Source organism: Cobetia sp. QF-1, assembly GCF_002213105.1.
GTDB classification, from domain to species: Bacteria; Pseudomonadota; Gammaproteobacteria; order Pseudomonadales; family Halomonadaceae; genus Cobetia; species Cobetia crustatorum.
In genome coordinates this window covers 139,395-162,018 of the sequence record NZ_NBVS01000006.1, presented here as the reverse complement: position 1 = coordinate 162,018, position 22,624 = coordinate 139,395, and the positions used below count along the sequence as shown (strand labels likewise).

Sequence of the window (22,624 nt, the reverse complement as noted above, 5' to 3'; positions counted from 1 at the left end):
CCCCATGACGTCACCGAATTCCCTCTCTACGCCACGCCATGTGGCGATCATCATGGACGGCAACAACCGCTGGGCAAAATCCCGCGGCTGGGCAGGCATACGCGGCCATCGTGCCGGTGCCGAGACCGTCCGCAGTACCATTCGTCGCGCTGCTGAGCAGGGCGTCGAGGTGCTGACCCTTTTTGCTTTCTCCAGTGAAAACTGGAAGCGTCCGGCCAATGAGGTCAGCGCGCTGATGGAATTGTTCCTCATGGCGCTCAAGCGTGAGGTCAAGAAGCTTCATCGTCATGATATTCGCCTCTCCGTCATCGGTGAGCGCAGTCGTTTTTCCAGTTCTATTCAGAAGCATATTCAGAGCGCCGAAGACATGACGCGCGATAACCGCGGCATGCACGTGGTGATCTGTGCCAACTACGGTGGCCGCTGGGATATCGCTGAGGCGGCTCGTCGTCTGGCGGAGCAGGTCGAGCGTGGTGAGCTGATGGCAGCCGATATCAACGAAGAGCGTTTAGGTGCTGAGGTATGTCTGCATGAGTTGCCGGAAGTGGATCTATGTATCCGCACCAGCGGCGAGCAGCGTATCTCCAACTTCCTGATTTGGCAGTTGGCCTACGCCGAGTTCTACTTCTCGCCGGTGCTATGGCCTGATTTCGATGCGGCGGCCTTTGATGAGGCGCTCAATGCCTATGCCCTGCGTCAGCGTCGTTATGGCATGACCAGCGAACAACTCGACGCCGAGGGGCTCTAGTGCTCAGACAACGTATTATTACCGCAGTTATTCTCGCGCCACTGGCACTGTTGGGGTTGTTCGGCCTCGATGGCGCGCCCTTTGCCGTCTTTACCGGCGGCATAGTGGCGCTGGGCGCTTGGGAATGGGCCAATCTATCCGGTGTGAGTGCGGGTAAGGCTCGTCTGCTATTTCCGCTGACACTGGTCGTTCTGATGCTGCTGGCGGGTATGTCGGATGGTCTTGAAGCACGTTGGCCGCTGTATCTGGCGGCGATGGCATGGGCAATCAATCTGCGCTGGGTGATGCGCTATCCCGCTGCAAGTCAGGAATGGCGTGCAATAGGCGTGCGTCTGGGCGTGGGTGCATTGGCATTGCTGCCGACCTGGTTTGGGCTCATTCAGCTCAAGGCCGGTGGTGCTGAGTGGCTGCTGTACGTACTTCTGATGGTGTGGGCGGCGGATATCGGTGCCTATTTCTCTGGCAAGCGATTCGGAAAGCGCAAGCTGGCGCCACGTGTCAGTCCGGGCAAGTCCTGGGAAGGCGTCTACGGCGGGCTGGTCGCCACCGGATTGCTGGCCACCGGCTATGCACTGGCAGGGCAGGCCGACTGGCTGCCGCTGCTGGTGGTCACGCTGGGGGTGACGGCTGTCTCGGTACTGGGAGATCTGCTCGAGAGCATGTTCAAGCGTGAGCGGAAGCTGAAGGACTCCAGTCAGCTGTTACCGGGGCATGGTGGCATCATGGACCGTATCGATAGCCTGACAGCAGCAGTGCCGATGTTCGCACTATTGCTGCCATGGATCCTGGGAGGTGGCGCATGAGTGCCGCCGCCCCCCTTCCTGCTCGACAGCGCATTACTATCCTCGGTGCTACTGGCTCCATCGGGTCCAGCACGCTGGATGTGATAACGCGCCACCCTGAGCGCTACTGCGTACACGCCCTGAGCGCCGCCAGCCGGCATGAAGCGTTGTTGGCGCTGTGCCTGACGCACCGGCCTCAGGTGGTCGTGATCGGGTCTGCTGGCGCAGCAGAAGTGCTGCGTGAAGCACTGTCAGGTATTGAGAGCTATACCGGTGCGCCGATCGAAGTCCGTTACGGTGAGCAGGCGTTGGTCGATATCAGCGAAGCGCCTGAAGTCGACAGCGTGATGGCGGCGATTGTCGGTGCCGCAGGCTTGCTGCCGACGCTGGCCGCTGTGCGTGCTGGCAAGCGTGTCTTGCTGGCCAACAAGGAGGCGCTGGTGTGTGCCGGTCAGTTATTCATGGATGCTGTGAAGCAGCATGGTGCGACCTTGCTGCCGATCGATTCCGAGCACAACGCCATCTTCCAATGCCTGCCGGCTCAGCATCGAGAAGGACTTGCCCCGATCGGCGTCGAAAAATTATTGCTGACGGCGTCTGGTGGCCCCTTTCGTGATGAAACGGAGTGGCCGCCAGAGCGTCTGGCAGCGGTAACACCAGCACAGGCCTGCGCGCATCCCAACTGGTCGATGGGGCGCAAGATTTCAGTGGATAGCGCCACCTTGATGAACAAGGGGTTGGAGCTGATTGAGGCTTGCTGGCTATTCGCCTGTCGCCCCGATGACATTCAGGTCGTAGTGCACCCACAGAGCGTCATTCACTCAATGGCAGCTTATAGCGATGGCTCGGTACTGGCGCAGATGGGTAACCCGGACATGCGTACGCCGATTGCCTACGCGCTGGCATGGCCGGAACGCATCGATGCTGGTGTCGAACCACTCGATCTGTTTCAGGTTGCGCGGCTCGATTTTCGCGCCGCCGATGAAGAGCGCTTCCCGTGTCTGCGGTTGGCGCGTGAAGCTATTGCGGCGGGCGGTACCTGGCCTGCGGTGATGAATGCTGCCAATGAAGTCGCTGTCGCGGCCTTCCTTGAAGGCCAGCTGGCCTTTGATCGTATCCCCCTGCTGGTTGAGGCGGTGATGCAGGCGCGACCACCTCAGGTGGTGGATGGCCTTGAGGTCATCTTGTCTGAAGATGCCGCTGCACGTGAACTGGCCAGCGCACAGCTTGCCGTTCTCGGTCCCTGAGTCGTACCTTGGCCCGCCTGCCACTCTCGATATGAGAAGCGGTGGGCGGGCTGCCCATGTCGGGCACTAATTTCCAGGAGCGAATGATGGGTGTGATCCAGAATATTCTTGCGGTGATTGTCGTGCTGGGTGTGCTGATCACCATCCATGAATATGGCCATTTCTGGGTCGCACGCCGTTGCGGTATCAAGGTGTTGCGCTTCTCCATCGGCTTCGGTAAGCCGCTGTGGTCGTGGACGGATCGTCATGGCACAGAGTATGGGTTGGCAGCGATACCGCTGGGCGGTTATGTCAAGATGCTGGATGAGCGCGAAGGTCCGGTTGATCCCTCAGAGCGCCATCTTGCCTTCAATACCAAATCCGTATGGAAGCGCATCGCGGTGGTCTGTGCCGGGCCGCTCGCCAACTTCCTGCTTGCCATCTTTGCCTACTGGGCACTCTTCGTCGCGGGTACTACCACTGTGGTACCGATGATCGGTGGCGTGACGGCGGATTCACCAGCAGCGCAGGCGGGACTTTCACCCAAGGCTGAGATAGTCGCGATCAATGGGCAGCCGACGCGTTCGTGGGACGAGATAAACCTCCGGTTGATCGGTGCCATCGGCGATGATCGCTTGAGTATCACCACGCGTGCTGCCGGTGCCAGCGTGACGCGTGAGCAGGCGCTTGCGGTCAATCACTTCTTGGTCGACCAGGATCCGCCGCGTCCACTGGCAACGCTGGGCATCACTGCCTGGCGTCCACAGTTGCCCGCAGTGTTGGGGCAGGTGCTGGATGACGGCGCCGCACAGGCAGCCGGCTTCAAGGCAGGGGATCGCATCGTCAGCATCGATGGCATGTTGGTGGTCGATTGGATCGATTTCGTTGAGAGGGTGCGCGGCGCGCCAGGCGAGACATTGTCAGTCTTGATCGCGCGCGAGGGTGGCGAGCAGACCTTGTCACTGACACCGGCCAGTCACTCTCTGGAAGATGGCCGTACCATTGGCCAGGTGGGGGCGGGCGTCGAGAACATCAGCTGGCCGGCTGAATATCAACGCGAGCTGAGCTATGGTCCGCTCGCAGCTGTGGGTCAGGCGATCGGAAAGACCAGTGAAATGACCGTATTGACGCTCGATTCCATTCGCAAGATGCTGGTGGGATTGATTGCCCCCTCCAACCTGTCAGGCCCGATTACCATTGCGCGTATTGCGGGTGATACGGCGCGCTCCGGACTTGAATCATTCTTGAGTTTCATGGCCTATCTCTCTATCAGTCTTGGCGTATTGAACCTGCTGCCCATTCCCGTGTTGGACGGGGGGCACCTGCTGTTCTATTTGATCGAGGCTGTTCGTGGTAAGCCATTGTCCGAGAAAGTGCAGAATGCAGGCCTCAAGATCGGCATGGCACTGGTAGGATCGCTCATGCTGATGGCCATCTACTTCGACCTCATGCGTCTGTGGTGATGAATTCGGCCGGGGAAGGTGTATCGCTACCTCGGCAATATGAACCGAATCTGAACTGTCAGTGCCCATGAGGGTCAATTCATTGCGCGGGCTGGTCAATGTGCCCAACTCCCGTCATCATGCCCACACGACTTCGGCCCCGATTACCGACCTCCGCTGATAGCTGTCTTGTCAGTTGCAGGGGGTTGTGTATAAGGTGCCTGTTCACCCAAGCGGGCGGAATCCAGAGAAGCGAAGCGACTGCATGAAACTCAAGACCATTGGATTGGCAGCTGCGCTGCTCGGGGCCAGCCAGGGCGCCTTGGCCGCGTCTTTCAAAGTATCGGACATCAGGGTAGAGGGGCTCCAGCGTGTGTCTGCGGGCACTGTCTTCAACGCCTTCCCCGTGTCTGCAGATCAGAATGTCGCAGAGGATGATTTGTCCTCTGCGGCGCGTCAGCTATTCGACACTGGCTTGTTCGATGACATACGCCTCAAGCGTGACGGCGATGTATTGATCATCGATGTCGTCGAACGTCCTACCATCTCCAAGATCGAAATTGATGGTAATTCTCAGATTCCCGATGAGGACCTGCGCAAGGGCCTCAAGGAAGCTGGGTTGGCTGAAGGACAGGTGCTGCAACGCTCCACGCTGGAAGAAATGCAGCGTGAGCTTGAGCGTGTCTATCAGGCTCAGGGACGTTATAGCGCACGTATCGAAACCTCAGTCGAAGAACTTGAGCGCAATCGCGTGCAGGTCAATATCGACGTCAAGGAAGGTACGGTCGCCAAGATTCATCAGATCAATATCGTCGGCAACAGTGCCTTCGATGATGAGACCCTGCGCGAACAACTGGAACTCGAGGATCGCCCAGGCTGGTTCTTCGGTTGGTTCTCTGATGACGAGTATTCCCGCGAGAAGTTGACTGGCGATATCGAGACACTCAAGTCCTGGTATCTTGATCGCGGCTACGTCAACTTCCAGGTGCGCTCGACTCAGGTCTCCATCTCACCGGACAAGTCCGAAATCTTTGTCACCATCAATGTCGACGAAGGTAAGCCGTACAAGATTGGCAAGATCGGTTTTGCGGGCGACATCAAGATGAAGGAGCCGCGTGCGCGTGACCTGGTCAAGCTGGCACCGGACGCCCTGTACTCTCAGCGCGAGGTGACGGCCTCCAGCGAGGCGCTGCGCCAGGCGCTCGGCGCCGATGGCTTTGCCTTTGCCAAGGTCAACGCTATCCCCGAGGTGAATGAGGAGACCGATACCGTCGATCTGACCTTCGCTGTCGATCCGGGTAAGCGTGCTTATGTGCGTCGCATCAACTTCAAGGGGAATACCACGACCGCAGACGAAGTCCTGCGTCGTGAAATGACCCAATATGAAGGTGCACCGGCCTCTACCGACAAGATCAAGCAGTCCAAGCAGAAGCTTGAACGTCTTGGCTTCTTCAAGCAGGTCGATGTTGATACTCGTCCTGTGGCTGGAGAGCCGGATCAGCTGGACGTCAACTACAATGTCGAAGAGCAGCCGTCAGGCTCTATCTCGGCGTCTGTCGGTTTCTCGCAGGGTGATGGTGTCATCTACGGGGTCGGCCTGTCGCAGAAGAACTTCCTGGGCACCGGTAACGAAGTCAACATCAATGCCCAGAAGTCGGATGACTACACCAACGTCAGCTTCGGTTATACCGACCCGTATTGGACGCTGGACGGCATCTCTCGTGGCTACAACATCTTCTACCGCAAGGTGGACTATGACGATGATGATGATGTTGCAAGCTATGCGACAGACAGCTTTGGTGGCGGCATCAACTTCGGTTATCCGATCAATGAGCTGTCGCGTCTGAACTTCGGTGCCGGCTATGAATTCGTGCGTGTGAAGGACTTCGATGACAGCCCGTCAGAAGTCACCGAGTACCTCGAGGATGAAGGCGAAGACTTCAATCTCTACAAGCTGACCGCCAGTTGGTCGCGCAACAACCTCAACCGCGGCATCTTGCCGACGGCGGGGAGTTCGCAGACCTTGTCACTTGAGGTTGCTGTTCCCGGCTCTGATGCGGATTATTATAAGTTCCGCTACAAGGGCCAGAAGCTCTTCGAGCTGCATGATGACTGGTCACTCAAGTTCCGTACCGAACTGGGCTACGCCAACTCGTTCTCTGGCGACAGCTATCCGTTCTTCAAGAACTTCTATGCGGGCGGCCTTGGCAGCGTGCGAGGTTATAGCTCAAATACCTTGGGCCAGTCCTCCACGGAAGTTGACGATGGTGATGACGATACCCTGGGCGGTAACATCCTGATTGAAAGCGGAATCGATCTGATTTTCCCGATGCCCTTCGTGAAGGACAAGCGTAGCGTCCAGCCGTCATTCTTCGTCGATGCCGGTAACACGTTCCAGACTTCTTGCTATGACGTGAGTTCCAGCTACAGCAGCAGCTGTGAAAGCGGTGTGGATCTGGGTGATCTGAATTACAGCGCAGGTATCGGTTTGTCGTGGATCACGCCGGTGGGGCCGTTGACCTTCAGTGTCGCGCAACCGATCGGCAGCGATGATGACGATGATACCGAGGTCTTCCAGTTCTCACTGGGCCAGACCTTCTAGGGTCGTTTTATGCCGCACCCGCTGATGCCGGTGCGGCTCTTTGCCACGACCACCGGCGCCGCCGTTCCTGTTCTGCCGTCGGTTATCGAACAACAGGCCTACAACAAGGAGTTATTGTGATGCGTAAATTGACCCGCGCGCTGTGTCTGGCAGGTGGCCTCGCCGCCTTTGCAACTCCAATGCTGGCACAGGCCTCTGATGTTGCTGTCATTGACTGGCGTCAGGCGTTGCTCAGCTCTGACACTGCCAAGCGTTCCATGAATCAGCTCAAGAACCAGCTGGCCGGCAAGCAGGATCAGGCCAAGGCACTTGCCAAGGAGCTCGAGTCCCTTCAGGCGAAGCTGCAGAAAGATGGCGCGGTGATGTCTGATTCCGAGCGTCAGTCTGTGCAGCAGCAACTACGCCAGAAGGGCGGCCAGTTCCAGCAGCTACGCGGTCAGGTACAGCAGCAGCAGCAGCAGGCGGAACAGGCTTTCCTCAAGCAGTCCAAGCCGAAACTTGATCAGGCCATCCAGAAAGTGGTCGACAAGCACGGTGTTGAGCTGGTGGTAGATCGCAATGCGACGGTCTACAGCAAGGACGGGCTTGACCTGACTGATGAAGTGACTCAGGTGTTCAACTCGCTCAACTGAGTGCATTCCGCGCGCTGAGCGTGCGGGGTGTGTTGCATCCGAGTATGCCAACACGAATGCGAGCCAGAGGCGCCCAGCGCCCAGAGACAGAATGAAAAAGCAACAATTCTCCTACACTCTCGAGGATTTGGCCGAGCGCCTGAGCGCTCGGCTCGTCGGTGACCCAGCAGTTCGCGTCTCCGGTTTGTCGACCTTGGTGGATGCTGCGCCAGGCGATATCGCCTTCCTCGCTAACCGCGCCTATCTCAAGTATTTAGGTGAATCCGAGGCCACTGCTGTCCTGCTTCACGAGAGTCATCTCGAGGAATGCAAGTGCAACGCACTGGTGCTGGACAATCCGTACCTGGCTTACGCTGAGCTGTCGCGTCTGTTTGACCCGCTGGCAGGAACACCGCAAACGAGTGTTCACGCCAGTGCTGTCGTTGATGAGACTGCGCAACTGGGGGCAAATGTCGAAATCGGTCCTCAGGTCGTGATCGGTCCGGGTGCTCGTGTCGGTGATAATTCCCGCATTCTGGCTGGTTGCGTCATCGGGGCCGATAGCTCGGTAGGCGAGGGTGCTCTGCTGCACCCGAATGTCACGCTCTATCATGGTGTGATGATCGGGGCGCGTGCCGTGCTGCACAGTGGTTGTGTGATCGGGGCTGATGGATTCGGTTTTGCGCACGACGGCAAGGGTTGGCACAAGATTGCCCAGCTGGGCGGTGTGCTGATCGGTGATGATGCGGAAGTGGGTAGCTGTACGAGCATTGATCGAGGCGCACTGGGCGACACGATTATTGGCAATGACGTCAAGATCGACTCTCAGGTACAGATTGCGCACAACGTGCAGATTGGCGATCACTCTGCGCTGGCAGGCTGTGTCGGCATTGCCGGCTCTACCAAGGTGGGGCGTTACTGCCTGATGGGCGGTGGTGTCGGCCTGGCAGGCCATCTGGAGATTTGTGACGGCGTGCAGGTAACTGGCATGAGTCTGGTCACTAATTCCATCAGCAAGCCGGGTGTTTATTCTTCCGGCACCGGTGCGATGGATAATGGCTTGTGGCGTCGCAATGCGGTGCGCTTCAAGCAACTCGACCAGCTGGCGCGGCGTTTGAACCAGGTTGAGAAGCGTCTGAAGGACAAGTAGCTCCTGTTCTGAAGGGCTTCTCGTGCTTGCTCGGTGACCTCTTGGTCAATGAGCGGCTGCTAGCCACGCGCAAGGACGCTATAATGCGCGCCATTGCCTGAACGGCGGTCCGGACCGTCATTACATGCCTGCCCGAGCGCGGCAGGCATTTCGTTATTTCAGAGGTTGTAAGCCAATGGTTATGGACGTCAACGAGATCCGTGAGTATCTCCCGCACCGCTATCCTTTCCTGCTGGTCGATCGGGTCATGGAGCTGACCCTTGGCGAGTACATCGTTGCGCGCAAGAATGTGAGCATCAATGAGCCGTTTTTCAATGGCCACTTCCCGGGTCACCCGATCATGCCGGGTGTGCTGATCGTGGAAGCCATGGCTCAGGCGGCTGGTATTCTGGGCTTCAAGACTGTCGATAAGCGTCCTGCTGATGGCTACATCTATTATCTCGTTGGTAGTGACAAGGTACGTTTCAAACGTCCAGTGATGCCGGGTGATCAGCTTGAGATCAGTGCCCGAGTGCTACGCGAAAAGCGCGGAATCTGGAAATTCGCCTGTCAGGCCAAGGTCGACGGCGACGTGGTCTGTGAGGCCGAAATCATCTGTGCTGAGAGGAAGGTCGCTTGATACATCCTACTGCCATTGTCGATCCCGGCGCCCGCTTGGCCGATGATGTCGAGATCGGTCCGTTTTGCGTGATCGGGGCCGATGTCGAGATCGGCGCTGGCACGGTGGTGGGGCCGCACGTCGTCATCAAGGGCACTACCATCATCGGTGAGCGTAATCGTATCTTTCAGTTTGCGTCGATAGGCGAAGACTGTCAGGACAAGAAATACGCTGGTGAGCCAACTCGGCTGGAAATTGGGGATGACAATGTCATTCGCGAAGGCGTGACGCTGCACCGTGGTACTGTCCAGGATGCCAGCCTCACGCGTATCGGCAGTCGTAACCTGCTCATGGCGTACGCCCATGTTGGCCATGATTGCATCATCGGTGACGACTGCATAATGGCCAACCAGGCGACGCTTGGCGGCCATGTCCATGTTGGCAACCACGTCATTCTGGGTGGACTGTCTGCCGTGCATCAGTTCTGTCATGTCGGCGAGCATGCCATGGCCGGCGGCGGCTCCATCATTACCAAGGACATCGCTGCCTTCGTGATGGTCAACGGCCATCCTGCTGAGGCCCATGGCCTCAATAGCGTTGGCCTCAAGCGTCGTGGCTTTGCTCGGGAGACCATCTCTGCGCTGAATACAGCCTACAAGACGGTCTTCCGTCAGGGGCTGACGTTGGCGCAGGCACTCGAGCAGCTGGAAGCCGAACCCCCACTTGCCGAGCGTGATATTTTCATCACCTCGCTCAAGGCGTCTACTCGCGGTTTGACACGCTAGGCATGCGCATCTATCTGGTAGCCGGGGAGCTCTCCGGTGACATCCTCGGCGCCAGCCTGATGCGGGCCCTCAAGGCGCGCTATCCCGAGGTCGAGTTTCGGGGCATCGGTGGCCCGCGGATGCAAGCCGAAGGTTTCGACAGCCTCTATCCACTGGAAACCCTTTCAGTGATGGGGCTGGTCGAGGTGCTCAAGCATCTGCCAGAACTCATCAAGGTGCGTCGTCACTTGTTGCGCGATGCGCTGGAATGGCAACCGGATGTGATGATCGGTATCGATGCTCCTGATTTCAACCTCGGACTTGAGTTACGCCTACGCAAGCGCGGCATCACCACCGCACACTATGTCAGCCCCTCTGTCTGGGCGTGGCGTCAGGGCCGTGTGAAGACTATTCGGCGTGCTGTTGATCGTATGCTGACCTTTCTGCCTTTTGAAGCCGCTTTCTATCGTGAGCATCAAGTGCCGGTGACGTTCGTGGGTCATCCGCTGGCTGACGAATTGCCATTGATAGACGACCGTGTTGCTGCACGCGAGCAACTGGGTCTTGATCCTGAGGTTCAGCTGTTGGCTGTGTTGCCGGGTTCGCGTGGCAACGAGATTCGCTTTCTGGGTGATACCTTCCTCTCGGCCATCGAGCGGTTGTGTGTCCGTTATCCTGACCTTGAAGTCGTGATTCCTGCAGCGACGCCCTTGCGTCGCACAGAACTTGAAGCTCTGATGGATGGCCGCACGTCTCTCGATCGTGCGCGCGTTCATCTTGTCGATGGGCAGTCGCGTGAGGCAATGACCGCGGCAGATGCCGTGCTGTTGGCCTCAGGCACGGCAGCGCTTGAGTGCCTGTTGTGCCACCGCCCGATGGTCGTGGCTTATCGCATGGCACCCATGACACACCGTATCGCGCGTCACTTGGTCAAGACTGAGTGGATTTCGCTGCCCAATCTGATTGCGCGTGAAACGCTGGTGCCGGAGCTCATTCAGGATGACGCTACCCCCGAAGCCATCGAAGAAAGTCTGGCACCGCTTCTGTCACGTGCCGCTGGCGATGTCTCGCGTCAGCGTGAGCTGCGCGATCGCTTTGAAGCCATGCATCGTGAGTTGACCTGCGATGCCAGCGCTGCTGCTGCACGTGCTATCGGTGAACTGGCGGGTCGCTAGGCGGCATTGTCTGACGCCTTTTGTCCATGGACTCATCGCTCTGTTCTGGCATCGCTTTTCCCCAATATTGATTCATCCTGACAGGCTGGCCGCAGTAGCGATCTGCCTGTTGTCTGACGCCCTCGAGATACCATGACTGATTCTGCCGACGCCACGACTTCCTCGCCCTCGACGCGCAAGCGCAAACCCGCCGATGACTTTCCTGCCCTCGTTATTCCTTATCAAGGTGAATTGCTGGCAGGTATCGATGAGGTGGGGCGCGGGCCACTGGTCGGGCCAGTGGTGGCGGCAGCCGTGATTCTTGATCCGCGTGACCCCATCGAAGGTATCACCGATTCCAAGAAGCTCAGCGAGAAGAAGCGGCTGGCACTTTCTGAGCAGATCCGCACTCGTGCCTGGGCCTGGGCGATTGCCGAGGCTACCAGCGAGGAGATCGATGCGCTCAATATCTATCAAGCGACTCACTTGGCCATGCGTCGCGCGATTGATGCTCTTGGCGTACGGCCTGAGTATCTGCTAGTCGATGGCAATCGGCTGCCGGGTCATGACATTCCCGGTATGGCGGTGGTCAAGGGGGATCTGCGTCACGCCGCCATTGGTGCTGCTTCGATTCTGGCTAAAGTGCACCGTGATGCTCAGATGGCTGCGCTGGATACACATTTTCCGGTCTACGGCTTTGCGCGTCATAAGGGGTATCCGACGCGAGAGCACCAGGCCGCGATTGAGGCACATGGCATTCTGACCCTACACCGCAAGAGCTTTGGGCCGGTCAAGCGTCTCTTCATGGCAGGACATGTGCCACAAGTCGTGCCGGAAGATGCGCTGATTCCGCTGCCGACACCGTACGAAGAGGGTGCGGAGGCCGCTGAAAAAAAGCTGCCAGCCGCGGTCTGACTGATGCTAGTGAGCCCGCGGCGTTGCCGTCATTCGTGACGCCTGAGACGAGCGCTTTCGCGCCGCAAGAAGCGCCTGTTGTCGCTACAGTCGTCACTACAGCTGAGCAAGCTGACGCGCTATCCTTGTTGTCTGCCTCTGATACGCCACTACCCTATGATGTACCTCATCAGGGAATCTCCACCGCCTCGACCGTACCCGCGATTGAATCTTTCACCGTTACGCAGACTTCACGAGCCGATTCCATGACCACGCCCTTTGTTCACCTGCGCGTTCACTCCGAGTTCTCTCTCGTCGATGGCCTGCCCGGCGTCAAGCCGCTGATCAAGGCGACGGCGACTGCCGGCCAGCCCGCGGTCGCCGTCACGGACGAGGCCAACCTGTTCGGGTTGGTCAAGTTCTATTCCAATGCGCGCGCCTCGGGTATCAAGCCGATCATTGGTTCCGATCTATGGCTGCTCAATGCCCAGGATGCCTCTCGCCCGTATCGCATTACCTTGCTGGCGATGAATGACACCGGCTATCGCAACCTGACCGAGCTGATCTCGCGTGGTTGGACGGACGGCCAGAAGCAGGGGCGTGCCTATCTCGACAAGCAATGGATCTTCGATCAAGCCGAGGGGTTGATCGTGCTATCGGGTGGCCGTGAAGGGGAAATTGGCCGCCATCTGTTGTCTGATCATGAAGACAGCGCGCGCGCCTTGTTGGCTGAGTGGAAGGCCATCTTCGGTAATCGCTTCTATCTGGAGCTGACACGCACACAGCGTCAATACGAGGAAGAGTGCCTGCACCTCTCGGTGGCGTTGTCCGAGGCGACCGATACGCCCGTGGTCGCGACCAACGATGTGCGCTTCCTCAAACGTGAAGATTACTGGGCACATGAGACTCGAGTCTCCATTGGCGAGGGTAAGGCGCTGGATGACCCGCGTCGCGAAACCCGCTATAGCGATGAGCAGTATCTGAAGACCGCCGAGGAGATGGGGGAGCTGTTCGCTGATATTCCCGAGGCACTCGAAAATAGTGTGCTGATCGCGGCGCGTTGCTCGGTTACCGTCCAGTTGGGAACTTACTTCCTGCCGGAATTTCCGGTGCCGGAAGGTATGACGATGGATGAATTCTTCCGCAAGGTCTCACATGATGGTCTGACGGAGCGTCTCGACAAGCTGTATCCACTGGTCAAGCATCCGCGGGGTACCGACGCTTGGGCCGAGATTGAGCAACGCTATCGCGCGCGGCTGGATTTCGAGCTCGATATCATCCTGCAGATGGGGTTCCCCGGTTACTTCCTGATCGTGATGGACTTCATTCAGTGGGGGAAGGACAACGGTGTGCCGGTCGGCCCGGGGCGTGGTTCTGGTGCTGGCTCACTGGTGGCCTACGCGCAGAAGATCACCGATCTTGATCCGCTGGAATATGACCTGCTGTTCGAGCGCTTCCTGAATCCCGAACGTGTCTCGATGCCCGATTTCGATGTCGATTTCTGCATGGAAAAGCGTGATCGCGTCATCGACTATGTGGCAGAGCGTTACGGACGCAACGCGGTATCGCAGATCGTGACCTTCGGCACCATGACCGCCAAGGCCGTGGTGCGTGATGTCGCGCGTGCGCAAGGCAAGCCGTACTCCATGGGTGACAAGCTCTCCAAGCTGATTCCCTTTGAAGTGGGTATCACGCTTGAGAAGGCCATCGAGCAGGAGCCGCAGCTCAAGGAATTCGTCGAGAAGGACGAAGAGATTCAGGAAATCTGGGAGATGGCCCTCAAGCTTGAGGGCACTACGCGCGGCACCGGCAAGCACGCGGGTGGTGTGGTGATTGCGCCGACCAAGCTGACCGACTTCGCGCCGCTATTGTGTGACGAGGATGGCAACGGCCTGGTGGTGCAGTTCGACAAGAATGATGTCGAGGAAGCCGGACTGGTGAAGTTCGACTTCCTGGGGTTGCGTACCCTGACCATCATCGACTGGGCGACCGAGATGGTCGACAAGATCCGTGCGCGTGAAGGGCTCGGTGCGTTGGAGATCGACGACATCCCGCTGGATGATGCTCAGACCTTCGGCATGCTGCAGAAGGCGGAGACGACGGCCGTCTTCCAGCTGGAATCACGTGGCATGAAGGAGTTGATCAAGAAGCTCAAGCCCGATTGCCTTGAGGACATGATCGCTCTGGTCGCCCTGTTCCGCCCCGGCCCGTTGCAGTCCGGCATGGTGGACGACTTCATCAACCGTAAGCACGGTCGCGCTGAAGTATCTTATCCACACCCGGATTATCAGCATGAGCTGCTCAAGCCGGTATTGGAACCGACCTACGGCATCATCCTGTACCAGGAACAGGTCATGCAGATCGCGCAGGTCCTGGCCGGCTATACGCTAGGTCAGGCCGATATGCTGCGCCGTGCAATGGGCAAGAAGAAGCCGGAAGAGATGGCCAAGCAGCGTGCCGGCTTCATGGAAGGGTGTGCCGAGAAGGGCATCGACAAGGACCTGGCGGGCAACATCTTCGACCTGGTGGAAAAGTTCGCCGGTTACGGCTTCAACAAGTCCCACTCGGCGGCCTATGGTCTCGTCTCCTACCAGACGGGCTGGCTGAAGGCGCACTATCCGGGGCCGTTCATGGCCGCGGTGATCTCGACCGAGATGCAGACCATCGAGAAGGTGGTACCGCTGATCGAGGAATGCCGCCATATCGGCCTGACGGTCACGCCACCGGACGTCAACATCGGTGGCTACAAGTTCACCGTCGACCTGGAAAGTCGAGTGGTATATGGATTGGGCGCCATTCGTGGCGTTGGCGAGGGCCCGATCGAGGCCATCGTCAGTGCGCGTGCCGAGGGTGGCCCGTTCAGCGACATCTTCGACTTCTGCAAGCGCATCGATGCCAAGAAGATCAACAAGCGCACCCTGGAAGCGCTGATTCGTTCGGGGGCATTGGATAACATCGGCCCATCACGCGCGGTGCTGATGATGGCTGTCGAAGATGCGCTCAAGGCCGCTTCACAGAATCATGCCAACAACGATGTGGGTATCATCGACATGTTCGGTGATGCTTTCAGCGAGCCAGAGAAGGATGTTTATGCTGGCTATCGTCAGGCGCGCGAGTGGACTGACAAGGAACGCCTGACCGGTGAGAAGAATACTCTTGGCCTTTATCTGACGGGTCATCCCATCGATGAGTACGAAGGCGAGCTCAAGCGCTTCATCAATGCGCGTATCAGTGATCTCAAGCCTTCACGCGAGCCGCAGCGCATTGCCGGACTAGTCATTGCCATGCGCACCATGAAGTCCAAGCGTGGCGATACCATGGCCTTCGTGACACTGGATGATCGTACCGGTCGTATCGAGGCATCAATGTTCGGTGAGCTTTACGATCAGGTGCGAAACAAGCTGGCACCAGACACGATCGTGATTGTCGAAGGTGAAGTCAGTCAGGATGATTATTCAGGTGGTCTGCGACTGCGCGGTAAAGATGTTACGCCGATTATCGATGCGCGGACGCGCTTCGGTGAGGCCGTGGAAATAAGTATTGCGGCCGAAGATATTGGTGGACGCTTCACGCGTGATCTGTCGAATTTACTGACGCCATATCTGGCACGCGAAGGACTACCTATGCGCTTGCGCTATCGCAATGCCTCTGCCGAAGCCTGGCTGGAGCTGGGAGAGAATTGGCGAGTGTCTCCCAGTGATGAGCTGTTGATACAGTTGGCTGAGGTAGAGGGGCAGCGGGGCGTGCGTCTCAAGTATCGCGACTGATACCCTCCGACAGTAGGCCGTAACGATGCTCGGTCTGCTGTCGGAATATTGTGAACGAACATCGATACAGGCGGGCAAGGTTTGCACCTGTCGAACAGGGTGCGATAATGCTCTTCTTTCTTTTTCCATGCCGACTGTGACCGCCGCGAGCCACAGATCGCCTGAGCGTTCGCTCAGGGGGAGTGACCCGGCCGACTCGCTTTCCTGGCTGCCCGAGACGACGAACGAAACGCCTTATGAATCCCAATTATCTGGACTTTGAACAGCCGATCGCCGAGCTGCAGGCCAAGATCGAGGAACTCCGTCTGGTCGGTAACGACTCCCAAGTGAGCCTGGCTGACGAGATCGAACGCCTTCAGGGCAAGAGCACCAAGCTCACCGAGTCTATCTTTAAAGATCTCGGTGCTTGGCAGGTATCCCAGCTGGCGCGTCATCCGCAGCGTCCGTATACCCTCGACTATCTCGAGAACCTGTTCGCGGACTTTGATGAGCTGCACGGTGATCGTCACTACGCTGACGACGAAGCACTGGTTGGCGGTATCGCGCGTCTCGACGACAAGCCGGTGATGGTGATTGGCCATCAAAAAGGTCGTGACGTAAAGGAAAAGGTACGCCGCAACTTCGGTATGCCGCGTCCGGAAGGCTACCGCAAGGCCTGCCGTCTGATGGAGATGGCCGAGCGCTTCAAGATGCCTATCCTGACCTTCATCGACACCCCGGGTGCCTATCCGGGCATCGGTGCCGAGGAGCGCGGTCAGTCCGAGGCCATCGCCTACAACCTGGCAGTGATGTCGCGCCTCAAGACCCCGATCATCTCCACCGTCATCGGTGAGGGCGGTTCCGGTGGTGCACTGGCCATCGGCGTGTGTGACGAGCTGAACATGCTGCAGTACTCCACCTACTCGGTGATCTCGCCGGAAGGTTGCGCCTCCATCCTGTGGAAGAGCGCCGAGCGTGCTGCTGACGCGGCGGATGCCATGGGCATCACAGCCTCGCGCCTTAAGGAGCTGGGCTTTGTCGATAACCTGATCAAGGAGCCGCTGGGTGGCGCGCATCGCAACCCGCAAACGACAGCCGACAGCATCAAGGCGGTACTGAGTGAAGGCCTGGAGCGTCTTGGTGCTCTGGATACAGATGCTCTGCTGGAACGTCGCTACAAGCGCTTGATGAGCTACGGCGCCCCGGCGTGAGTCGATAGGTAGCCCTGAACGACTATCGAGCTGGCATGTAATAATCGAGACGCCTCCGGAAGCTTTCCGGAGGCGTCTTTTCGTTGCCGGCCGTGTTCAAGATCGTGTGGCTGATCGTACTCAAGCCTGTGCTTCCCTTTATTCAGGAGTTCGTATGGCCCACCCGTGTCGTGAAATGCTGGAGTCCCCCGCCTTGAGTGTCGTGCGTCATGCGCTGGCGCAGACTGCCGCTGATCGCACGGTATGGATTGCGCTGTCCGGTGGGCTGGATTCGGTGATGCTGGTACGACTGGTGGCGAAAGCGGCGGATGGCTGTCCGCGACGCATACGGCTAGTGCATGTACATCACGGCCTGCAGGCGGCCAATGACATCTTTGAGCAATTGGCACGCCGAGTAGCCTCGCGGCTGGGTTTGCCGCTTAGCGTATGCCATCTGGTGTTGTCTACCGCGGCGCTGAAGGCGCGTGGGCTTGAGGCTGCGGCACGTGAGGGACGTCTAACGGCGCTGGCTGACTGTTTACGCGATGGCGACAGCTTGTGGCTAGCACAGCATCGTGATGATCAGGCAGAGACGCTACTGCTCAATGCACTGCGTGGTAGTGGTGGGCGCGGTCTGGCGGCCATGCCGCACGAGCGTACGCTGATGTTGGGGAGCCGAGGCGTCGCGCGGCTGGTGCGACCATTGCTGGATATCTCACGGTGTGAGCTGGTGGGGTTGGCAAGAGAACAAGGTATGAGCGTCGCGTATGATTGGTGCGAAGATCCGAGCAACGCTGATCAGCATTTCGATCGTAATTATCTACGTCACGTTGTTGTGCCAAAACTTGAGGAGCGCTGGCCGCAGTCTAGCGCCAGTCTGTCCCGTTCAGCTCTTCAGCTACAGGAAGAGCAGCAGTTACTCGATGAGCTAGCCGCTGAACTGCTGGCGGATCTGCAAGAGGGAGTGAGTGCAGAGGGGGTGTGTGCGGAAGGTGAGGTGTTGCGTCTATCACTCGCGAGAATGGCCTCACTGAGCGAGGCGCGTCAGCGACTGGTGCTGCGTCATCTCTGCCAGGTACACGGCTGGCCGGTGCCACCACGTGGTCGACTGATGAGCCTGCAGCAGTTGATTGCGACGCCACCCACTTCGGTGGGAGAGGTGCGTTGGACGAATGCTCGCTATGTCGTCGTCGTGCGTGTATGGCGAGGCCAACTGTGGTGGCAGGTCAATGGGGTTGGTGTTGAAGACGATGAAGATGCTGGCGCGATATGTGCTTTGGACGTGCAGGCATATTTGGCGTGGCAGACCCTGGGGAGGGATCCCGAAGCAGTGCTTATCACGCCACGCCAGCCCGGCGACATGTTGCGTGTGCCGGGGCGTGGGCGACGCGATCTCAAGCGATTGCTGCAAGAGGCTGATATTCCCCCCTGGCAGCGTCACCTGCTGCGTGTCGCAAGGCAAGTGACGGATAGCGAGCAGTGCGAAGGGCGAATCAAGGAAGTAGGCGAGGAGCAAGTTGAGGGGCTGTGGCATCCCTCGTGTGGCTGGTGGCTGCTGGCCTCAAATGTCTAGTCGAAGCCCTTGAGGATCAGCGTCATCTCAGCAGCTTTCTGCAAGTCGCTCTCTTGGTTCAGGTCATCGCAGATCAGACTGTGATCACGATATTCCTCTGCCAACGAGAGCGTTAGCTCATCGCCTTTCGCGTTCATGCGCGTGCCGAGTACTGGCTGCTCCGGGCGTGAATGATTGAGCATCACCGCAATGCGTAGCAGGCGTGCCAGGCGCGCGATACGCGGCTGTAGTGTCAGTGGCAAGTTTGCCAGTTCTCGACTGGCAAACTTGCGACGGTGAGCGCGGACCAGAAAGGCCAGCGCCTTCTGCTCTGGTCGTGAGAAGCCCTGCAGGTCGGAGTGCTCAATCAGGTAGGCGCCATGGCGGTGGAACTGGCTGTGAGAGATGGCTTGGCCCACCTCATGCAACTCTGCTGCCCAGGCCAGCATCTGGCGAGATGTCGTGCCCAATGTCCAGGCGTCAGCGACCTGATCAAATAGCGCGAGCGCGGTGGTGCGCACATTGTCAGCATGCCGTGTATCAATCGAATAGCGGCGACGCAGCAGATCGATGGCCGTAATGCGAGAATCTTCGGCCGTATTGCGGCCGACCAGATCAAACAAGACTCCTTCACGTAGCGCCCCATCTGAGTAGCGCAGCTGTTCAAGGCCAAGGGCTTCAAACACCGCGCACAGGATAGCGATGCCGGCAGGGAAGACAGTAGCCCGATCACTCTTCAAGCCTGGAAGATTAACCTTGTCGAGGCGCTTGAAGCTCAGTAGCACTGAGCGCAGGCGCTGAAGCCCCTCGCGTGTGACGAGCCCGTGTGCTGCCCATCCATGGGCTTCCAGTACGCTGGCGGCTGCCTTGATGGTGCCTGATGACCCCACAGGATCCTCCCAGCCCATTTCGCGATAACTACGCTGAATGCTGGCCAATTCGGAGCGCGCTGCCAGCTCGGCGCGGCGCATGCGTTTTTCGCTGATCTCGCCATCAGTAAAGAAGGCCTTGGTGTAAGCGACGCAGCCCATGTGCAGACTTTCCAATAGCTGTGGCTCGAACTGTTCACCAATGATGAATTCGGTAGAGCCGCCACCAATGTCGACGATCAGGCGCTTGCCATGCACGTCGGCGAGCGCGTGAGCCGCCCCAAGATAAATCAGGCGTGCTTCTTCACGGCCGGCGATGATTTCGATGGGATGTCCTAGCAGCTCTTCGGCACGATCAATCAAGGTCTGGCTATTGTGAGCAGCGCGTAATGCGTTAGTGCCCACGATGCGTAGATTGTCGGCCTCAATGCCATCGATGAAGGGCGCAAACTGGCCAAGGCAATTAAGTGCGCGCTGCATCGCGTCTTCACTGAGCATGCCATCTTCGTCGAGACCTGCGGCTAGCTGGACCTTCTCACCCTGTTTGGCGACTACCTGTAACTGTCCTGCCTGATAATTGGCCAGCAGTAAATGAAAGCTGTTGGAGCCAAGATCAATGGCGGCCAGCTTAAGCAGTGGCGCATCATCGCTACTGCTTAAGCTTTTATCGGCAGCATTCACGGACCGTAGAGAGGAAAGAGGGGCAGAATCACTCAAGAGGCAGAGTCCTTTATGACAGGCCTTTCACGACAAGGGCACGGCACGGACCTGATGGCTATGTGCGTGAGATGATGCGCCGAGCCTGTCGAACAACAGATGGTCATCGCATACGGTGATGACAGGAGGCTTTTGCAAGGTTGCGACGACTTGCGAGAGGTGTCAAACCTCAGGTAGCTCTCTACTACCATGCGGGAGAGAGCTTGGCAGCACATGAGTCGCGTAGGGCATGGTATTCTAGATTCGTGATATGACAGAAAAGTGCATGGTTTGAGCATTATTACTGATAATAATCAGCAAGGCTGAAGTGGCCTGGGAGATAACATCGCGATGAGCGAGCGTGTGGCACAGATTGCAGAAAGGGATTTCGAGTCAGCCGTGTTAGAAAGTGAGCAGCCGGTACTGGTTGATTTCTGGGCTTCCTGGTGTGGGCCATGCAAGACCGTCGCGCCAACGCTTGAGGCACTGGCCGAGGAATATGCCGGGCGTTTGAATATCGTCAAGATAGATGTCGATGAAGCCCCTGAACTTGCGGCCCGCTTCGGTGTACGTGGTGTTCCGACGTTGATGCTATTTCTGGGCGGTAATGTCGAAGCCAGCAAGGTGGGTGCCATGCCGCGTGCTCAGCTAGCAGCCTTTCTGGATGCCAATCTCTAAGTTATGTTCATGCTAATGGTGTCGGCAGGTTCTCCGTGAATGCCTCTCTGACTCCGGCCCTTGACGTAGGGGCTTGCGTTCAGGCGTCGGCTTGACTACCATCGAGGCGTTCGCCTGATTACACGCTCTCTGATTGCGCCATGCCGACCGTCCCACGGTCCCTCAGTTGTCAGCCAGCCCTCTGGTAACTCTGTCCTACCATTACAGGTCAGCCACCAGGCGATTCATACCGCTAGATTCCATATCGAGAAGACTTTTCAGTCAGGAAGCACGACGCCCCATGTCTATCATGACTGGGCCGTAGTGACTCGACACTCCGTCGCTAAATTTGTTGTTGTGCGGTTGTGGTGAGTGATCTTTCCTGAACCTTTAGCACCTGTCTTTATCCAACTCAGGCGCTTGCCCCCGGGAATGCTGTCGAGTTCTGCCTGCACCTTTGGGTGCCAGTCTCTGCCTCCTGTCTGTCTTCTCGATTCCCTTCTTTTCTTTCAGCCCTGCTGACATGAGCCACGTTCAAACAAAGCCGATGAATCTTACCGAACTCAAGCAAAATACCGTCCCCGAACTGCTGGAACTTGCCCAGACCATGGGTATTGATAACCTGGCACGCTCGCGCAAGCAGGACATTATCTTCGCCATCCTCAAGAAGCACGCGAAAAGCGGTGAGGATATTTACGGTGATGGTGTGTTGGAAATTCTGCAGGATGGCTTCGGCTTCCTACGTAGTGCAGATTCTTCCTACCTTGCTGGCCCTGACGACATCTATGTCTCACCTTCCCAGATTCGACGTTTCAATCTGCGCAAGGGCGACTCTATCTCTGGCAAGATTCGCCCGCCGAAGGAAGGCGAGCGTTACTTCGCACTGCTCAAGGTCAGTCAGATCAACTTTGACCGTCCCGAGAATGCCAAGCACAAGATTCTGTTCGAGAACCTGACGCCGCTGTTCCCTCAGTCGCGTCTGCTGATGGAAATTGGTAATGGTTCTACCGAAGACATCACTTCACGAATTCTGGATCTGACCGCGCCAATTGGTAAGGGTCAGCGTGGTTTGATCGTGTCGCCGCCCAAGGCCGGTAAGACAATGATGTTGCAGAACATTGCTGCATCCATCACGCGCAATAACCCCGAATGTCACCTCATCGTGCTGCTGATCGATGAACGCCCTGAAGAAGTTACCGAAATGTCGCGTACCGTGCGTGGCGAAGTTGTGGCCTCTACCTTCGATGAGCCGCCGGCACGTCACGTGCAGGTAGCCGAGATGGTGATCGAGAAGGCCAAGCGTCTTGTCGAGCACAAGAAAGACGTTGTCATTCTGCTCGACTCCGTCACTCGTCTGGCGCGTGCCTACAACACCGTCGTGCCGTCCTCCGGCAAGGTGCTGACCGGTGGTGTTGATGCACATGCCCTCGAGAAGCCGAAGCGCTTCTTCGGTGCCGCACGTAACATCGAAGAAGGCGGTAGTTTGACCATTCTCGCCACGGCGTTGGTCGATACCGGTTCCAAGATGGACGAAGTGATCTTCGAGGAATTCAAGGGTACCGGTAACATGGAAGCCCACCTCGATCGCAAGCTGGCCGAGCGTCGTGTCTTCCCGGCCCTCAACATTCGTCGCTCCGGCACGCGTCGTGAAGACCTGATTGCCTCTGAAGATGAAATGCAGCGCATGTGGATTCTTCGTAAGCTGCTGAATCCCATGGAGGATGTGGCTGCTACAGAGTTCTTGATCGATCGTCTGAAAGATACCAAGACCAATCTCGAGTTCTTCGAGGCCATGAAGCGCCGTTGATTCGCGCGGGCTTTGCTCTCTGAGCCGAGCCATGCTGTAAAAGGTTGTCTTCACCAGGACGCCCGTCTCCCTGATCCGGAGGCGGGCGTCTTGCGTTGATGGCCTGCCGATGGCTGGCTGGCAATGGTATGCTCGG

Annotated in this window: 16 protein-coding genes and 1 pseudogene; 16 read left to right on the top strand and 1 reads right to left on the bottom strand. The window is 57.9% G+C overall.

All coding sequences use genetic code 11. The annotated features are described in order from the left end of the window. Positions 1-4 precede the first annotated feature (4 nt). From uppS to tilS, 14 genes and pseudogenes are all read left to right on the top strand, one after another. Entirely contained in the window at positions 5-748 is a 744-nt protein-coding gene (uppS, locus tag CFN46_RS12665) for a polyprenyl diphosphate synthase (RefSeq protein WP_024951248.1), read from the top strand. Next, the gene (locus CFN46_RS12660) at positions 748-1,551 is read left to right on the top strand and encodes a phosphatidate cytidylyltransferase (protein ID WP_088743716.1); all 804 of its coding nucleotides are present in this window, start codon (positions 748-750) and stop codon (positions 1,549-1,551) included. Before uppS ends, CFN46_RS12660 begins: the two co-directional genes overlap by 1 nt. Continuing rightward, entirely contained in the window at positions 1,548-2,777 is a 1,230-nt protein-coding gene (ispC, locus tag CFN46_RS12655; protein ID WP_088743715.1) for a 1-deoxy-D-xylulose-5-phosphate reductoisomerase, read from the top strand. Before CFN46_RS12660 ends, ispC begins: the two co-directional genes overlap by 4 nt. A gap of 86 nt (positions 2,778-2,863) precedes the next feature. Beyond that, positions 2,864-4,219, top strand: coding sequence for a sigma E protease regulator RseP (rseP, locus tag CFN46_RS12650; RefSeq protein ID WP_088743714.1), 1,356 nt, complete (start codon positions 2,864-2,866; stop codon positions 4,217-4,219). Between the two features lie 244 nt (positions 4,220-4,463). Further along, complete coding sequence (gene bamA, locus CFN46_RS12645; RefSeq protein WP_176426471.1) at positions 4,464-6,800, top strand: outer membrane protein assembly factor BamA; 2,337 nt, start codon at positions 4,464-4,466, stop codon at positions 6,798-6,800. Positions 6,801-6,919: 119 nt separating this feature from the next. Further along, complete coding sequence (locus CFN46_RS12640) at positions 6,920-7,432, top strand: OmpH family outer membrane protein (protein ID WP_024951253.1); 513 nt, start codon at positions 6,920-6,922, stop codon at positions 7,430-7,432. A 91-nt stretch (positions 7,433-7,523) separates the two neighbouring features. Then, positions 7,524-8,561, top strand: a complete 1,038-nt coding sequence (lpxD, locus tag CFN46_RS12635) for a UDP-3-O-(3-hydroxymyristoyl)glucosamine N-acyltransferase (protein WP_088743713.1) — start codon at positions 7,524-7,526, stop codon at positions 8,559-8,561. 175 nt (positions 8,562-8,736) lie between these two features. After that, positions 8,737-9,180: a 3-hydroxyacyl-ACP dehydratase FabZ gene (gene fabZ / locus CFN46_RS12630; RefSeq protein ID WP_035159064.1), complete on the top strand. Its 444-nt coding sequence runs from the start codon at positions 8,737-8,739 to the stop codon at positions 9,178-9,180. Next, positions 9,177-9,944, top strand: coding sequence for an acyl-ACP--UDP-N-acetylglucosamine O-acyltransferase (gene lpxA, locus CFN46_RS12625; RefSeq protein ID WP_088743712.1), 768 nt, complete (start codon positions 9,177-9,179; stop codon positions 9,942-9,944). Before fabZ ends, lpxA begins: the two co-directional genes overlap by 4 nt. Positions 9,945-9,946: 2 nt before the next feature. Further along, on the top strand, positions 9,947-11,098 hold the full coding sequence (lpxB, locus tag CFN46_RS12620) for a lipid-A-disaccharide synthase (protein WP_088743711.1): 1,152 nt from the start codon (positions 9,947-9,949) through the stop codon (positions 11,096-11,098). 132 nt (positions 11,099-11,230) lie between these two features. Beyond that, positions 11,231-11,875: pseudogene (gene rnhB, locus CFN46_RS12615) on the top strand (ribonuclease HII); the annotation flags it as partial. A 362-nt stretch (positions 11,876-12,237) separates the two neighbouring features. Beyond that, complete coding sequence (gene dnaE / locus CFN46_RS12610) at positions 12,238-15,738, top strand: DNA polymerase III subunit alpha (protein ID WP_088743709.1); 3,501 nt, start codon at positions 12,238-12,240, stop codon at positions 15,736-15,738. Between the two features lie 236 nt (positions 15,739-15,974). Beyond that, positions 15,975-16,928, top strand: coding sequence for an acetyl-CoA carboxylase carboxyl transferase subunit alpha (gene accA / locus CFN46_RS12605; RefSeq protein ID WP_088743708.1), 954 nt, complete (start codon positions 15,975-15,977; stop codon positions 16,926-16,928). Between the two features lie 154 nt (positions 16,929-17,082). Beyond that, positions 17,083-18,480, top strand: a complete 1,398-nt coding sequence (tilS, locus tag CFN46_RS12600) for a tRNA lysidine(34) synthetase TilS (RefSeq protein ID WP_088743707.1) — start codon at positions 17,083-17,085, stop codon at positions 18,478-18,480. On the opposite strand, the gene ppx is transcribed toward tilS, so the two are convergent. Further along, positions 18,477-20,009, bottom strand: coding sequence for an exopolyphosphatase (ppx, locus tag CFN46_RS12595; protein ID WP_088743706.1), 1,533 nt, complete (start codon positions 20,007-20,009; stop codon positions 18,477-18,479). The genes tilS and ppx overlap by 4 nt on opposite strands. A 366-nt stretch (positions 20,010-20,375) precedes the next feature. Between ppx and trxA the strand changes: the two genes are divergently transcribed. Together trxA and rho are read left to right on the top strand one after the other, a co-directional pair. Beyond that, positions 20,376-20,702, top strand: a complete 327-nt coding sequence (gene trxA / locus CFN46_RS12590; protein WP_024951262.1) for a thioredoxin — start codon at positions 20,376-20,378, stop codon at positions 20,700-20,702. Between the two features lie 526 nt (positions 20,703-21,228). Continuing rightward, on the top strand, positions 21,229-22,488 hold the full coding sequence (gene rho, locus CFN46_RS12585; RefSeq protein ID WP_024951263.1) for a transcription termination factor Rho: 1,260 nt from the start codon (positions 21,229-21,231) through the stop codon (positions 22,486-22,488). The last annotated feature ends 136 nt before the right edge of the window (positions 22,489-22,624 follow it).